The sequence below is a fragment of the Micromonospora globbae genome, from assembly GCF_036184225.1.
Taxonomy (GTDB): domain Bacteria; phylum Actinomycetota; class Actinomycetes; order Mycobacteriales; family Micromonosporaceae; genus Micromonospora; species Micromonospora globbae.
The window spans coordinates 6,823,369-6,838,346 of sequence record NZ_CP108084.1 but is presented as its reverse complement, the minus strand read 5'-3'; the positions used below and the strand labels follow the sequence as shown (position 1 = coordinate 6,838,346).

15 protein-coding genes are annotated in these 14,978 nt (G+C 73.7%); 6 read left to right on the top strand and 9 right to left on the bottom strand.

Features of this window, described 5'->3' with window-relative positions; translation table 11 throughout:
• Positions 1 to 13: 13 nt before the first annotated feature.
• Genes OG994_RS31350 through OG994_RS31315 form a run of 8 tightly spaced genes read right to left on the bottom strand, consistent with a single transcriptional unit; the run spans position 14 to position 8,780 of the window.
• Positions 14 to 787, bottom strand: a complete 774-nt coding sequence (locus tag OG994_RS31350) for a 2-keto-4-pentenoate hydratase (RefSeq protein ID WP_120331747.1) — start codon at positions 785 to 787, stop codon at positions 14 to 16.
• Positions 784 to 1,935, bottom strand: a complete 1,152-nt coding sequence (gene dmpG, locus OG994_RS31345) for a 4-hydroxy-2-oxovalerate aldolase (protein ID WP_328851807.1) — start codon at positions 1,933 to 1,935, stop codon at positions 784 to 786. The genes OG994_RS31350 and dmpG overlap by 4 nt, the downstream gene beginning before the upstream one ends.
• Entirely contained in the window at positions 1,932 to 2,864 is a 933-nt protein-coding gene (locus OG994_RS31340) for an acetaldehyde dehydrogenase (acetylating) (protein WP_120331746.1), read from the bottom strand. The genes dmpG and OG994_RS31340 overlap by 4 nt, the downstream gene beginning before the upstream one ends.
• A complete protein-coding gene (locus OG994_RS31335) occupies positions 2,861 to 3,667 on the bottom strand; it encodes a 2-keto-4-pentenoate hydratase (protein ID WP_396844420.1) in 807 nt (268 codons plus the stop codon). Before OG994_RS31335 ends, OG994_RS31340 begins: the two co-directional genes overlap by 4 nt.
• Positions 3,664 to 5,145 (bottom strand): 2-hydroxymuconic semialdehyde dehydrogenase, encoded by a 1,482-nt coding sequence (locus OG994_RS31330; protein WP_328853844.1) that lies wholly within the window; start codon positions 5,143 to 5,145, stop codon positions 3,664 to 3,666. Before OG994_RS31330 ends, OG994_RS31335 begins: the two co-directional genes overlap by 4 nt.
• A 23-nt stretch (positions 5,146 to 5,168) precedes the next feature.
• Positions 5,169 to 6,506, bottom strand: a complete 1,338-nt coding sequence (locus OG994_RS31325) for an FAD-dependent oxidoreductase (protein ID WP_328851806.1) — start codon at positions 6,504 to 6,506, stop codon at positions 5,169 to 5,171.
• Between the two features lie 49 nt (positions 6,507 to 6,555).
• On the bottom strand, positions 6,556 to 7,857 hold the full coding sequence (gene kynU, locus OG994_RS31320) for a kynureninase (protein WP_328851805.1): 1,302 nt from the start codon (positions 7,855 to 7,857) through the stop codon (positions 6,556 to 6,558).
• Positions 7,858 to 7,877: 20 nt separating this feature from the next.
• Positions 7,878 to 8,780, bottom strand: a complete 903-nt coding sequence (locus tag OG994_RS31315) for a tryptophan 2,3-dioxygenase (RefSeq protein WP_120331772.1) — start codon at positions 8,778 to 8,780, stop codon at positions 7,878 to 7,880.
• A 145-nt stretch (positions 8,781 to 8,925) separates the two neighbouring features.
• Here OG994_RS31315 and OG994_RS31310 point away from each other — a divergent pair, with 145 nt between their 5' ends.
• The 3 genes from OG994_RS31310 to OG994_RS31300 all read left to right on the top strand — a co-directional run bounded on the left by OG994_RS31310 (position 8,926) and on the right by OG994_RS31300 (position 10,936).
• Positions 8,926 to 9,393, top strand: coding sequence for an Lrp/AsnC family transcriptional regulator (locus tag OG994_RS31310; protein WP_328851804.1), 468 nt, complete (start codon positions 8,926 to 8,928; stop codon positions 9,391 to 9,393).
• A gap of 214 nt (positions 9,394 to 9,607) precedes the next feature.
• Positions 9,608 to 10,087 carry a hypothetical protein gene (locus tag OG994_RS31305; protein WP_120331771.1) on the top strand — a complete coding sequence of 160 codons (480 nt, stop codon included), beginning with the start codon at positions 9,608 to 9,610 and terminating at the stop codon, positions 10,085 to 10,087.
• 12 nt (positions 10,088 to 10,099) lie between these two features.
• Positions 10,100 to 10,936 (top strand): class F sortase, encoded by an 837-nt coding sequence (locus OG994_RS31300; RefSeq protein WP_328851803.1) that lies wholly within the window; start codon positions 10,100 to 10,102, stop codon positions 10,934 to 10,936.
• A gap of 11 nt (positions 10,937 to 10,947) precedes the next feature.
• On the opposite strand, the gene OG994_RS31295 is transcribed toward OG994_RS31300, so the two are convergent.
• Positions 10,948 to 11,481 (bottom strand): HNH endonuclease, encoded by a 534-nt coding sequence (locus OG994_RS31295; RefSeq protein ID WP_120331741.1) that lies wholly within the window; start codon positions 11,479 to 11,481, stop codon positions 10,948 to 10,950.
• 278 nt (positions 11,482 to 11,759) lie between these two features.
• Between OG994_RS31295 and OG994_RS31290 the strand changes: the two genes are divergently transcribed.
• The 3 genes from OG994_RS31290 (at position 11,760) to OG994_RS31280 (ending at position 14,961) form a co-directional block, all read left to right on the top strand.
• On the top strand, positions 11,760 to 12,830 hold the full coding sequence (locus OG994_RS31290) for a mechanosensitive ion channel family protein (protein WP_120331740.1): 1,071 nt from the start codon (positions 11,760 to 11,762) through the stop codon (positions 12,828 to 12,830).
• A 234-nt stretch (positions 12,831 to 13,064) separates the two neighbouring features.
• The gene (locus tag OG994_RS31285; protein WP_328851802.1) at positions 13,065 to 14,432 is read left to right on the top strand and encodes an MFS transporter; all 1,368 of its coding nucleotides are present in this window, start codon (positions 13,065 to 13,067) and stop codon (positions 14,430 to 14,432) included.
• 109 nt (positions 14,433 to 14,541) lie between these two features.
• Entirely contained in the window at positions 14,542 to 14,961 is a 420-nt protein-coding gene (locus OG994_RS31280; RefSeq protein ID WP_120331738.1) for a globin, read from the top strand.
• Positions 14,962 to 14,978: the final 17 nt, after the last annotated feature.

The window sequence follows — 14,978 nt, the reverse complement described above, 5'->3', positions numbered from 1 at the left end:
CGCCCGGCGCGGGTCACGACGCCGCCCGCAGCGACGCGGCACCGAGCTTCTCGACGACGGCCCGCACGTGCGCGCCGGGGCGCAGCGGCACCGCGGCGGTCGCGGCCCCGGCCAGGAACACCCAGCCCTCGCGCAGCCGGACCCCGTGCCGGCCCGCCAGCCGGATCCCCTCGTCGAGCGCGCGGCGCGGGTCGCCGAGGATCGCCGCCGTCGAGCCCACCTGGGCCACCCGCCCGTCGATCTCCAGCAGCACACCCAGGTTGTCCAGGCCGTCCGGCACGGGCGACCAGGGGCCGATGACGAACGCGGCGGCCGAGGTGTTGTCGGCGATCACGTCGGGCAGCGAGAACGTGAAGTTGGCGTACCGGGAGTCGATCAGCTCGATCGCCGGGGCGACCGCGCGGACCGCGTCGGTGAAGTCGCCGACCGGCTCGCCCGGGCCGGGCAGGCGGTCCAGCAGGAACGCCACCTCCGGTTCCACCCGCGGATGGATGTACGCGCCGACGTCCACCGCGCCCCCGTCGGGCACCCGCATCGCGTCGGTGAGCCGCCCCCAGATCACCTCGTCCACGCCGACCTGGGCCATCTTCGCCCGGCTGGTGAGCCCCATCTTGAGCCCGACGAGCCGCTCACCCCGGTCCAGCCGGCGTTGCAGCAGCGCGGTCTGCACCGCGTACGCGGCGTCGACGTCGAGGCCGGTCTCGGCGGCGAGCTGGCCGATGGCCGTGGCCGTGTCGGCGGCCGCGCCCAGCTTCTCGGCGATCCCCGCCACGTCCGGTCCGATCATGCCCGTTCCTCCCGGTCGCCCCGGCCCACCGGGAGCTGGTCGCCCGCCGGGTCCTGGTCGCCCGCCGGGAGCTGGTCGCCCGCCGGGTCCTGGTCGCGCCGGCCGGCCAGGTCCAGCGCCACGTCGACGATCATGTCCTCCTGGCCGCCGACCATCCGGCGGCGGCCCAGCTCGACGAGGATCGAGCGGACGTCCACGCCGTACTTCGCCGAGGCGCGTTCGGCGTGCCGCAGGAAGCTCGAGTACACCCCGGCGTAGCCGAGCGAGAGCGTCTCCCGGTCGACCTGCACCGGCCGGTCCTGCAACGGCCGCACCAGGTCGTCGGCCGCGTCCATGAGCGCGAACACGTCGCAGCCGTGCTTCCAGCCGTGCAGCTCGGCGACGGCCACGAACACCTCCAGCGGCGCGTTCCCGGCGCCCGCGCCCATGCCGGCCAGCGAGGCGTCCACCCGCACCGTCCGCCCGTGCGGGGCGTCCGGCCCGGCCGGCGCGTCACCGAGGATCCGCCCGTGCTCGACGGCGACCACGCTGTTCGCCACCCCGAGCGACAGGTTGTGGTGCGCGTGGATGCCGATCTGCGTCTCCGGCTCCAGCACCTGCCGGTACGCGTCGATCCGCTGCGCCACGTCGGACATCAGCAGCCGGCCGCCGGAGTCGGTGACGTAGACGCAGTGCGCGCCGTACGACTCCATGAGCTTGGCCTGGGCGGCGAGGCCGGCCGGGTCGTTCATGTGCGACATCATGAGGAACCCGGAGACGTCCATGCCGTTCTCCCGGGCCCAGGAGATGTGCTGCGCCGCGATGTCCGCCTCGGTGCAGTGGGTGGCGATGCGTACGCTCGTCACGCCGAGCGCCCGTGCGGCCTTCAGGTCGGCGATGGTGCCGATGCCCGGCAGCAGCAGGGTGGTGAGCTTCGCGCTCGTGAGCACCTCCGCCGCCGCGGCGATCCACTCGGCGTCGCTGGCCGCGCCGGGGCCGTAGTTGACGCTCGACCCGGCGAGCCCGTCGCCGTGCGCCACCTCGATGGCGGCCACCCCGGCCGCGTCCAGCGCCGCGGCGATCGTGCGGACCTGGTCGACGGTGTACCGGTGGGCGATGGCGTGCATGCCGTCGCGCAGCGTCACGTCCTGGATGTACAGGTCGGTCACGCGGTCACCTCCTGGCCGCGCAGCGCCACCAGCCGCTCCGCGGTACGCAGCGCGGCCGAGGTCATGATGTCCAGGTTGCCGGCGTACGCGGGCAGGTAGTGCCCGGCGCCGGAGACCTCCAGGAAGACCGAGACCAGCAGCCCGGACACGCGGCGGCCCAGCGACGGCAGGTAGGTGTCCACCCGGTCGAACTGCACGTCCTGCTTGAGCCGGTAGCCGGGCACGTACTCCTGCACGGTCGCCACCATCTCCGCCACCGAGGCGGCGACCGCCGCGGTGTCGGCGTCGGCGTCGGGGCAGAGGCAGTAGACGGTGTCCCGCATGAGCAGCGGCGGGTCGGCGGGGTTGAGCACGATGATCGCCTTGCCCCGCTCGGCGCCGCCCACCACCTCGATGGCCCGGGCGGTGGTCTCGGTGAACTCGTCGATGTTGGCCCGGGTGCCCGGGCCGGCCGACTTCGAGGCGATCGACGCGACGATCTCCCCGTACGCCACCGGGGTGACCCGGCCGACGGCCGCGACGATCGGCACGGTGGCCTGCCCGCCGCAGGTGACCATGTTGAGGTTGCGCTCGTGCAGGTGCTCGTCGAGGTTCACCGGCGGCACCACGTACGGGCCGATCGCGGCCGGGGTCAGGTCGACGACCGTCCGCCCGTGCGCGGCCAGGACCGCGTCGTTGTGCCGGTGCGCCCCGGCCGAGGTGGCGTCGAAGACCACCTCGACGTCGGCGAACTCCGGCATGGCGACGAGCCCGTCCACCCCGTCGGCCGTGGTGGCCACGCCGAGGCGGCGCGCCCGGGCCAGACCGTCGGAGTCCGGGTCGATGCCGGCCATCGCGACCATCCGCAGCCGGTCACCGAGCCGGAGCACCTTGATCATCAGGTCGGTGCCGATGTTGCCGGACCCGAGCACCGCCACCCCGACGCTCATCGCTCACCCTCCTTCGAGAAGCAGGTGCGCACCGAGCCGAGACCGGAGATGCGCGCCTCGTACGCGGCGCCGGGCGTGACCGGCACCATGGGACCGAGCGCACCGGAGAGCACGACGTCACCCGCCCGCAGCGGGTCGCCGGTGCGCGCCAGCGTCCGCGCGAGCCACTCCAGGGCGTGCAGCGGGTTGCCCAGGCAGGCGGCGCCGGCGCCCACCGACACCGGCTCCCCCGCGTGCTCCAGCACCATGCCGCACAGCCGCAGGTCCACGTCGGCGAGGCGACGGGGCGTCGTGCCGAGCACGAACAGCCCGCTGGAGGCGTTGTCCGCCACGGTGTCCACGATGGAGATGTCCCAGCCGGCGATGCGGGAGTCGACGATCTCGATGGCCGGCAGCAGGTGGTCGACCGCGCGGATCAGGTCGGCCGTGGTGACCCGCTCGTCGGTCAGGTCCGCGCCGAGCACGAACGCCACCTCCGCCTCCACGCGGGGCTGGAGCAGCCGCCGTATCGGCACCTCGACGCCGTCGCCGACCGCCATGGCGTCGGTGAGCACCCCGAAGTCCGGCTGGAAGACGCCGAGGCTCTCCTGCACGGCCCGGGACGTCAGCCCGATCTTCGCGCCCACCCGGCGCTCGCCGCGGCCCTGCCAGGCGCGGGTCTGGAGCTGCTGCACCCGGTACGCCGACTCGACGTCCCCCTCGGGCAGCAGCCGCCCGCGTAACGGCGGGCAGGGTTTCCCGCTGGTGCGGGCCTCGGCCAGTTCGCGGTTGGCCGCCTCGAGGTCGATCGAGATGCCGGTCATGACAGGTCCACGCAGACGTTGGTGAGTTCGGAGTAGAAGTCCAGGGAGTGCACGCCGCCCTCGCGGCCGATGCCGGACGCCTTCACCCCGCCGAACGGGGTACGCAGGTCGCGCAGGAACCAGGTGTTCACCCAGACGATGCCCGCGTCGAGCCGGGCGCCGGCCCGGTGCGCCCGACCCACGTCCCGGGTCCACACCGTCGCCGCGAGACCGTACTCGGTGCCGTTCGCGAGGGCGTACGCCTCGTCCTCGTCGTCGAACGGCGCCACGTGCACGACCGGGCCGAAGATCTCCTCCCGGTTGGTCCGGGTGTCCGGGCCGAGCCCGGTCAGCACGGTGGGCTGCACGTACGCGCCGCCGTCGCGGGCGTCTCCGAAGCGGGGCGTGCCGCCCCCGGTGAGCACCTGCGCGCCCTCCGCGCGGGCGAGGTCGTAGTGGCCCAGCACCTTGGCCCGGTGACCGTGCGAGATCAGCGGCATGGTGGCGGTGGCCTCGTCGGTCGGCCACCCGTACGCCAGCTCACCGGCCCGCTTCGCGAGCCGCGCCGTGAACTCGTCGAAGACCGGCCGCTGCACGTAGATGCGTTCGGTGCACAGGCAGACCTGGCCGCCGTTGGTGAAGCTGGACCGCACCGACCCGGCCACCGCCGCTTCCAGGTCGGCGTCGGCGAACACCAGCCCGGCGTTCTTGCCGCCCAGCTCGAAGCTGACCGCCTTCACGCCGTCCGCGGCGGCCCGCATGATGGCGCTGCCGGTGGCCGACTCGCCGGTGAACGTGATCGCGTCGACGCCGGGGTGCCGGGTGAGGTGCTCCCCCGCCGAACCCGGCCCGAAGCCGTGCACGAGGTTGAACACCCCCGCCGGCACGCCGGCCGCGGCCATCACCTCGGCGAGCAGTGTCGCCGACGCCGGAGTCTCCTCGCTGGGCTTGACCACGACGGTGTTGCCGCAGGCCAGCGCGGGCGCCACCTTCCAGGTGAGCAGCAGCAGCGGCAGGTTCCACGGCACGATGACGGCCACCACCCCGACCGGCTTGCGGACGGCGTAGTTGAGCGCCCGGCCGCCGCCCGGCGTGACGGTGGTGAACGACTCGGTGGGCGCCGTGGCGACGATCTCCGCGAACGCCCGGAAGTTGGCGGCGCCGCGCGGGATGTCGAGCGTACGGGCCTGCGAGATGGACTTGCCGGTGTCGGCCACCTCGGCGGTGACCAGGTCGTCGAAGCGGCGCTCCAGCTCGTCGGCGATCCGCCGCAGCACCTCGGCGCGTTCCCGCTCGCCCATGCGGCCCCACGGGCCGCGCAGCGCCGCCCGGGCCGCCGCCACGGCGTCGTCCACAGCGGACGCGTCCGCCTCCACGACCTCGAAGACCGGCTCGCCCGTCACCGGGCTGGCCTTCGTGAAGCGCTGACCGGCGGCGACGAACTCGCCGGCGACGAAGTTGCGCAGGAGCCCCGGCCCGTCCGGCGCGCGGCCGGTCATCAGGCGGGGGTCCCAGGTGACGGTCATCGACGCCTCCCTCGGCTGAGCACCGTGCCGACCGCGCCGGCCAGCAGCGCCGCCGCGCCCGCGGCGACGGCACCGAGCACCTGGTGCTGCCGGCGGACCCGGCGGACCACCTCGGCGTACGGCGTGGTGGAGAAGGACACCAGTTCGTACCGGGAAACGTACCGGCCGGGCAGCGCCCGCTCCAGCGCGTGCTCCACCCGGCGGCCGAGCTGGAACAGCGGCGAGGCCACCTTGTCCCGCATCTCCACGAAGTTCGCCAGGGCCATCTGGGCGATGGCCTCGACGTTCTCCTGCCGCCGCCGCTCGAACAGCGGCAGCGCGGCCGCCCAGTCGTCGTCGCAGTCGTCGAGGCAGCGGTCCAGCTCGACCACGTCCTCGAAGGCGCAGTTCGCGCCCTGGCCGTAGAACGGCACGATGGCGTGGGCCGCGTCGCCGAGCAGGCCCACGACCCCGTTCGCCTGCCAGGGAGCGCAGCGGACCGTACCGAGCACCCCGACGGGGTTGTGCTGGTAGTCGTCGACCAGGTTCGGCGCGAGCGGGATCAGGTCCGGGTACTGCTCGGCGAAGTGCCGCTCGATCGCCGCCGGGCTGCCCAGCGACGCGAACGCCGCGGTCCCGTGCGTCGGCCAGAAGAGCGTGCAGGTGAAGGACCGGTCCGGGTTGGGCAGCGCGATCATCATCGAGGTGCCGCGCGGCCAGATGTGCAGCGCGTCCGGCTCCAGCGCGAAGTCGCCGCCCAGCGGCGGGATGGTGAGTTCCTTGTAGCCGTAGTCGAGGAAGTCCAGGCTCTCGGTGAGCAGCCCGTGCGCGAGCAGCTGCCCGCGTACGGCCGACCCGGCCCCGTCGGCGCCCAGGACCACCGGCGCGGACGCGGTCACCTTGCCCTGCGGGGTCTCGAACGTCATCTCGCCGCTGGCCGGGTCGAGCCCGACCAGCCGGTGGTCGAAGGCGATCCGCACGCCCGGCAGCGCGGTGGCCGCGTCGAGCAGCGCGTTGTTCAGGGCGCCCCGGCTGATCGAGTTGATCGCCCGGTCGCCCGTCGCGCTGTACGACTGGAACTGCGGCTCGCCGGCCACCGGGTGGATCATCCGGCCGCGCATCGGCAGCGCGTCGGCCATCACCTGCTCGTCGAGGCCGATCCGGCGCAGCGCGTCGAGGCCACGCTCGGACAGCGCCAGGTTGATCGAGCGGCCCCGCTCGACCCGCCCGGTGCGCGGGTCCGGCCGCCGCTCGTACAGCGCCACCCGGTAGCCGCGGCGGGCCAGGAAGCAGGCCAGCAGGCAACCGGCCAGTCCCGCGCCGACCACCGCAATCTCGTCACGTCCGGTGCTCATCGCCCCGCTCCGCCTTCCGTCCGCGCGGGTCGCGGCCCGCTCGTCGCGCTCACCGCGCCACCGCCACCGTCGCGGCCAGCGCGTCCGCCGCCCGCCAGCAGTCGTGGTACGTCGAGTAGAGCGGCACCGGGGCGAACCGCACGATGTCCGGCTCCCGCGCGTCGGCGATCACCCCGTGCTCGTGGCGCAGGCGCTTGGTGAGCTCGGCCGCGCTGCCGGCGCCGATGCGCACCGAGAGCTGGCAGCCGCGCCGCTGCGGGTCGCGCGGGGTGACGACGGTCAGCGGCCGGTCGGCGGTCACCTCGTCGAGCAGCCGCTCCAGGTAGCCGGTGAGGCGCAGGCTCCGCTCCCGCAGCGCCGGCATGCCGATCCGGTCGAACAGCTCCAACGACGTACGGACCGGCCCCATCGCGAAGATCGGCGGGTTGGAGATCTGCCAGGCCTCCACTGTGGCGGGCGGCCGGGACACCGGCGTCATCTCGAACCGGGTGGCCGCCTCGGTGCTCCACCAGCCCTCGAAGCGGGGCAGGGACGGGTCGCCGAGGTGCCGCTCGTGGACGAACACGCCGGCCAGCGCGCCGGGCCCGGAGTTCAGGTACTTGTAGGAGCACCAGGCGGCGAAGTCCACGTCCCAGTCGTGCAGCGCCAGCGGCACGTTGCCCACGGCGTGGGCGAGGTCCCAGCCGACGACGGCGCCGGCCGCCCGGCCCGCCGCCGTGACGGCCGGGATGTCCATCAGCTCGCCGGTGAGGTAGTTGACGCCGCCGAGCAGCACGAGGGCCACCCGGTCGCCCTCCGCGGCGAGGTAGCCGGTCACGTCCTCGGTGCGCAGCGTGTCCTCGCCCGGCCGGGGACGCAGCCGGACCACCGTCTCGTCGGGGTCGAGGCCGTGGAAGCGGGCCTGGCTGCGAACCGCGTAGCTGTCCGAGGGGAAGGCGCTGTCCTCGATGACGATCCGGGTACGCCGGCCGGACGGGCGGTAGAAGCTGACCATCAGCAGGTGCAGGTTGACCGTGAGCGAGTTCATCACCACGGTCTCCGACGGCAGTGCGCCGACCAGTCGCGCGGCGGGCCCGGTCAGCAGCTCGTGATACGGCAGCCAGGGCCGCTCCGCCTCGAGGTGCCCCTCGACGCCGAGCCGGCGCCAGGCGTCCAGGTCGGCGAGGAGTTCGTCGCGGGTGGCCCGTGGTTGCAGCCCGAGCGAGTTGCCGGCCAGGTACGCGGCGTCGGGATAGCGGCCGCCGTCAGCCGGCGGCACGTGGAACAGGTCCCGGTGCCCGGGGTCCTCGGCGTCCAGCCGGAGCGCCTGGGCCTCGTCGAGCCCGTGGGGTGGGGGGTGAGGGGCGTTCATGCAGTTGTCTCGCTTCCGGGTCACATGCTGGTGCGGGCCGACCACAGCTCGGGGAAGACGACCCGGGCCATGCTGCGTTGCAGCCACGCCAGTCCGGCGGAGCCGCCGCTGCCGACCTTGGCCCCCATGGTCCGCTGCACCGCCTTGACATGCTCCCAGCGCCAGTCGCCGAACTGCTCGGCCACCTCGGTGAGGGCCTCGCCGAGCAGCCGGAGCTGGTTCTCCGGGCCGTCGTCGGCGTAGATGCGCACCCAGGCCGCCTCCACCCGCGGGTGGGCCTCGTGCTCGACCGAGACGTCCCGGTCGAGCAGGTCGGCGGGGATGTCGAAGCCGTGCCGGGCGAGCAGGGCGATCACGTCGTCCCACAGGCTCGGCGCGGCGAGCGTCTCGCGCAGCTCCGCGTAGACGTCCGGCTGGCGGCGGAACGGCCGGATCAGCGCCGGGTCGCGGAGGCCGAGCAGGAACTCGAGCTGGCGGTACATGGCGGACTGGAAGCCGGACGCCTCGCCGAGCAGGTCGCGGAAGCGGTTGAAGTCGGCGGGAGTCATCCAGCGCAGCCCCCGCCACGCGGCGTTGAGCGCCTCGAGGTGCAGGCCGGCGCGGCGCAGCGGCGCGAGGGCGTCCCACACCCGGTCGGCGCGCAGCATCCGCTGGGCCTGCAACAGCTCGTAGCGGGTCAGCCCGAAGTACAGCTCCATGATCTGGCTGACCATCAGGAAGGACATCTCGCCCGGGTCGTCGCTGATCGGCTGCTGCAGCCGGTGCAACGTGCTGGCGTTCACGTACACGTCGTAGGGCGTTCGGCCGTCGAACTCCAGGGTGGGTTCGCCGCCGGTGCGCGCCGCCTTCGCCTCCCGCTGCTTGGGCGTGACCGGACGTAGCGCCGCGGTCACGGTGCGGCCCCGCAGCTCCGTCTGTTCCACCGTCGTCTCCTCCATGAGCCGGATCACGTCATGATGTCGCGGGCGGATCGCCCGGCGGAATGCCCGATCAACGGGACTGGCCGGCATCGACCTACCGATCGGAAGCCATGAAGGCGATTCCGGTTCAGGAAAGTAAGGTCTGCTCATGGACGACATGGACTGGGCCCTGCTGCGCGAGTTGCAGGCCGACGCCCGCCTCTCCTTCAGCGAGCTGTCGCGCCGGGTGCACCTCTCGCCGCCGGCCGTCGCGGAGCGCGTACGCCGGCTGGAGGAGTCGGGGGTGATCACGGGCTACCACGCCCACGTCGACCTGAGCCGGGCCGGTCGCAGCGTCGTGGCCCTGATCCGGATGTCCTGCTACGGCTCCCGCTGCATCCTCTACGACCCGGACGTGGCCGGCTGGCCGGAGATCCTGGAGATCCACCGGATCACCGGGGACGCGTGCAGCATGTTGAAGGTCGCGGCCGGCTCGATCGACGCGTTCGAGCGGGTCATCGACCGTCTCGCCCCGTACGGCCAGCCCTCCAGCACCATGGTCCTCTCCACTCCCCTGGACTGGCACCCGGTCACCCCGCTGCCGCCCGCCGGACCGGACACCGCCCGGCGTCGCTGACCCGGCGCCGGTCGGCGTGGCGCGGTACGGCGGGCGGCGCGGGGCGCCGGCCGGGGGCTCCCGCCCGACGGGCGCGCCGGGTTAGCCGGCAGACCAGGGGGAAAGCACCGCGGGTCGCCCCAGCAGGACCGGTGCACCGGTGCCGGGAGGGAGGATCATGCGGGGTCTGCGACCGGACGGTGGCGCGCTTTCCGCCCCGTCGACCATCGTGCGGATGCTCGGCGCCGTTGCGCTGTTCGTGGCGTTCGTCCTGGTCGGTGCCGCGCCGGCCCGGGCGGGTGAGAACGTCTTCGTCGAGGTGACGCCCAACAGCGTCCAGGCCGGCAGCCGGGTCAACATCCGCGCCAGCTGCGACAACAACAACAATCGGCAGGCGCAGGTCGAGTCGGACGCGTTCGGGCGCGTCACCGTACGACCCGACAACGGCTTCCTGACCGGCTCCGTGACCGTGCCGGCCAACAAGGAGCCCGGCGACTACCCGGTCAACCTGCGCTGCCCGAACAACAACACGGCGTCCACGACGCTCACCGTGCTGAACATGGCCCAGCCCAGCAAGGGGCCGGCGACCGGCGGCGGGGGCACCGCGATGGGCGGCACCGGCAGGATGCTGCTGATCGGCGGGCTGGCCGCGGCGGGCGCCGCGGTGGCCCTCGGCCTGGCGGGCGGCCGCCGGCGGACCGGGGCCGGTTCCTGATCCGGGAGCGCCATGGCCCGCGCAACCGCACGTCGGAGGCGGCCGGATCCGGGCCGAGTCCGCGCGGCCACCCGGACCGCGCTGCGGGCGTCCGGCCGGTGGGCGGCGTCCACCTCGCGCCGGTTGGGTCGGGTGGCCCACCACGCGATGTCGGCGAGCGTCGCCACGACCGACCCGAAGGCGCCGCCCCTGCCGGCACGGCGGCAGCAGCGCGTCGTCCGCCGCCGGGCGGGCGCCGGCCCCGGCCTGCCGGTCCTCTTCGTCGCCTCGCTCATGGTGCTGATCGTCGCGATGCTCGGCGTCGAGCGCGTGACGGGGCTCGACGTCCTGCCGGACCAGCTCGGCGCCGGCCTGCGGCCACCGCCGAAGAAGTTCCCGGTGCTGCCGGCCAGCGAGCCGGTGGAACTCACGATCCAGACCATCGACCTGCGCGCGCCGGTGCACAACGTGGGCATCGCGCCGGACGGCAGCATCGGGGTGCCGGACGCGGCCCGGGCGCAGGAGGCCGGCTGGTACGACCAGGGCCCCACGCCCGGCCAGTACGGGCCGGCGGTGATCGTCGGGCACGTGGACACGACGACCGGGCCCGCGGTCTTCCACCAGCTCAAGGAGCTGCGCGCCGGCGACCGGGTGGAGGTGACCCGGCAGGACGGCACGGTGGCGGTCTTCGAGGTGAACTCGCTGCACCGGTTCGACAAGGACGAGCTGCCGGTGGACGAGGTCTTCGGCGACTTCAGCCGGCCCAACCTGCGCCTCATCACCTGTGGCGGACGCTGGGTCGGCGGGGAGACCGGCTACGCGGACAACGTGGTGGTGTTCGCGTCCCTCGTGAAGGCCCGCCGGACGTGAGCGGGCCGGGGTCAGGCGGCCTCGGGCTCGCGCAGGTCGAGCCAGTCGGCCCAGCGCGGGTCCGGCGTCCGGTGGCCGAGCACCCGCCAGGCCGTCCCCTTCGGGGCGGCGGGCAGCGAGTGCAGGCGCCAGCCCATCTCGGCCGGGGTCTTGTCGCCCTTCGTGTGGTTGCAGCGGGCGCACGCCGCCACCACGTTCTCCCAGGCGTGCCGGCCGCCCCGGCTGCGGGGGAACACGTGGTCGATCGTCTCGGCCGGGCCGCGGCAGTAGGCGCAGCGCCACCCGTCCCGGGCGAAGACGGCCCGACGGGAGAGGCCCACGTGGGTGCGGTAGGGCACTCGGACGTAGCGGGTCAGGCGGACCACCGAGGGCACCGGAAGGGCCTCCCGGGCGCTGTGCAGGATGCCGTCGCCGTCGGCGACGCAGACGGCCTTGGCGGACAGGACGAGGATCGCGGCACGACGCACGGACACGACACACAGCGGCTCGTAGGTGGCATTCAGGACCAGCGCACCGGAGCCCACCGTGGGTCGTATGTCAGGCATCGCGCTCACCCTCCCGGTTCAGCGGCCACCTCGCGCGCCGCCGACCCAGATCGGGGCACGACGGCCACCAGGGTCGACGCCGGCCGGATCACCGACGTCCGTTGCGCCAATCGTCCCTGATCGGACCCGCGATTGCACGTACTAATCCGGGGTCCCTCGTGAAGCGATTTCCGACCGTGACAAGATGACCGGTTTCGCCCCGCGCGTTCACCCTCCGGCCAGGGCCGCACCGCCGTCGCGTCACCCGGCGGTGGGTCGGCGGCGGCCCGCCCGGCCCGTTGCGGTACGAAGACAGGGTGACTGCCTCCGCTCTGACGCTCCTCGCGGCCGCCCCCGGACAGGGCGACAGCCCCAGCCCGGACTGCCTGAACGAAGCGGTCTGCAACGCCGTCTGGAAGCTCACCGGTTCGGTCTGGTTCGCCGAGGGCAGCTACTGGATCCTCGTCAAGCCGCTGCGGGTCGCGCTGATCCTGCTGCTCGCCGTGGTCGCGAGGTGGGCCGTACACCGTACGATCAACCGGCTCGTGCGTACGACGAGCGACGCCGGGGTGCCCACCATGCTCCGGCCGCTGCGGGAGCGGATCCCGACCGCCGCCACCGAGCCCGGTGAGTTCGTCCCCGAACGGCGCCGGCAGCGGGCCGAGGCGATCGGGTCGGTGCTGCGGAGCCTCACCACCGCGTTCGTGTTCGGCATCGCGCTGCTGATGGTCCTGCGCGAGTTCAGCTTCGACCTGGCGCCGCTGCTGGCGAGCGCCGGGATCGCCGGCGTGGCGCTGGGCTTCGGCGCGCAGAGCCTCGTCAAGGACCTGCTCGCCGGCCTGTTCATGCTCATCGAGGACCAGTACGGCGTCGGCGACACCGTCGACCTGGGCGAGGCGACCGGTGTGGTCGAGGCGGTCGGACTGCGGGTGACCACGGTCCGGGACGGGCGCGGCGTCCTCTGGTACATCCGCAACGGCGAGATCGTCCGGGTCGGCAACAAGAGCCAGGGCTGGGCGCTGGTCGTCGTCGACCTGCCCATCGGCTTCGCGCCCACGGAGGAGGCGACGGCCGTGCTGCGGACGGCGGCGGCATCCGTGGCCGTCGACCCGGACCTGTCGTCGGAGATCGTCGAGGCGCCGGAGGTGCTGGGCGTCGAGCAGATGACCGTGGACGGCGCGGTGATCCGGACGGTGGTGAAGACGACCGCCGAGGGGCAGTTCGCGGTCGGCCGGGAACTGCGCCGCCGCCTCGCCGAGGCGCTGGAGAACTCCGGGATCACCGCGCAGATCGCCGCCGCCCGCCTCTACCCCGTGGCGCCGGCCCGGCCGCCGGCCGACGGCGGGACGGGACAGAGCGGCGCGACCTGACACCGGGGCTGACCGAGGATCGAGGGGTCGCGAGCCGCGCGGCCCCTCAGGTATCGTCCGTTCGTTCAGTCGGAGATGCGACGATCTATCCGTTCGCCCTAGCCAGTTGTCAGACGATCGGGCAGAATCCGGGGCACGCGTTCCCGCCAGAAGCGTGCTGCGTCCTCGCTGATCCGCAGATCTGACGAGAGTTCCCGGGCTGGCGCCGCCATCAGTGGCCCGCCCTGGGGAACGATGGAGGCGACGGTGTCCGACGAGCGACCCTCTCCGGAAGGGCCGGCAACCTTCCGCGAGGTCTTCGCCCAGCGGGAGTTCGGGGCCGTCTTCGCGGCTGGCGCGCTCTCCTGGGTCGGCGACTACCTCGCCAAGGCGGCCGTCACCCTGCTCGTCTACCAGGAGACCAGCTCGGTCGCCCTCTCCGCCACCGCCTTCGCGGTCAGTTACCTGCCGTGGCTCGTCGGCGGGCCGCTGCTCGCCGCCCTCGCGGAGCGGCACCCCTACCGGCGGGTGATGGTCGCGTGCGACCTCATCCGGATGGTGCTGATGCTGCTCATCGCCATCCCCAGCCTGCCGGTGCCGGTCCTGCTGGCGCTCCTCTTCCTCGCCACGCTGGCCAACCCGCCGAGCCAGGCGGCCAAGTCGGCGCTGCTGCCGCACATCCTCACCGGTGACCGGCTGGTCCTCGGGCTGTCGCTCAACGCCAGCGCCGGCCAGGCCGCCCAGGTCGTCGGCTACCTGCTGGGCGGAGCGATCGGCGGCTTCAACCCGGTGATCGCGCTGCTGATCAACGCCGCGACGTTCGGCGTCTCGGCCGTGCTGGTCCGCTTCGGCGTGCACGAGCGGCCACCGGCGCTCAGCGAGGCCCACCGCACCCGACTGCTGCGGGAGACCGCCGAAGGGGTCCGGTTCGTGTTCGGGGCCCCCGTGCTGCGGGCGATCGCCGTGCTGGTGTTCAGCGCCATGCTCTTCTCGATCGTGCCGGAGGGGCTCGCGGCGGGCTGGGCCAAGACCAGCGCCGGTGACGATCTCGACACGGGCGTCGCGCAGGCGATCATCATGGCCGCCAACCCGGTCGGTTTCATCCTCGGCGGGTTGCTGATCGGCCGCGCGTTCGGCCCGGCCCGCCGGCTGGCCCTCATGCGGCCGCTGGCCGTGCTCGCCCCGCTCACCCTCGTGCCGGCCCTGCTCGACCCGTCGCCACTGGTGGTGGCGCTGCTCGCGGCCGCCTGCGGCTTCGCCGTGGCGGGCATGATCCCGACGGCGAACGGCCTCTTCGTCCAGGCCCTGCCGGACGCCTTCCGGGCTCGGGCCTTCGGCGTGATGGCCACCGGGATCCAGGTGATCCAGGGCGCCGCCGTACTGATCACCGGGGTCCTCGCCGACCGCTTCGCCATCCCGTCCGTCGTCGGCCTGTGGAGCATCGCGGGCGTCCTGCTGATGCTGCTGGTGAGCCTGAGCTGGCCGAGTCGGGAGACGATCGCCGCGGCCGTGGCCGCGGCCGCCCGTCCCGCCCAAGCCGGCGTGGGCGACGACCCCGGCCCGGCCGCCGATCCGGTCGGCGGCCCGTCCCGCGACGGACGGCCACGGCACGCGGTCAGCTGAGCGCTCCCCCACGCCCTCGGCGCGCTCCGACGGACCTCGTGACCGGCCGCACAGCGAAGCGGGTCTCCTGCCTACCGCCACCCACGGGGGCGCCTGGCAGGATGGAACGGTGAATCCCGCAGGCGAATCCGACACTTCCCGGCCGACGAAGACCCTCTTCGAGGCGATCGGAGGCGAGCCCACCTTCCGGAAGCTGGTGGACGAGTTCTACGCCGGTGTCGCCACCGACCCGCTGCTGCGGCCGATGTACCCGGAGGAGGATCTCGGCCCGGCGGCCGACCGGCTCACGCTCTTCCTCATGCAGTACTGGGGCGGCCCGAACACGTACTCGGCCCAGCGGGGGCACCCGCGGCTGCGGATGCGGCACGCTCCGTTCCGGATCGGCGCGGCCGAGCGCGACGCCTGGCTGCGCCACATGCGCCGGGCCGTCGACCGGCTCGACCTGCCGCAGGAGCACGCCACGGTGCTGTGGGACTACCTGGAGCGGGCCGCGTACTTCATGGTCAACGTCATGGAGGACCCGGCCTGACGGGCCGGGCCCCACGC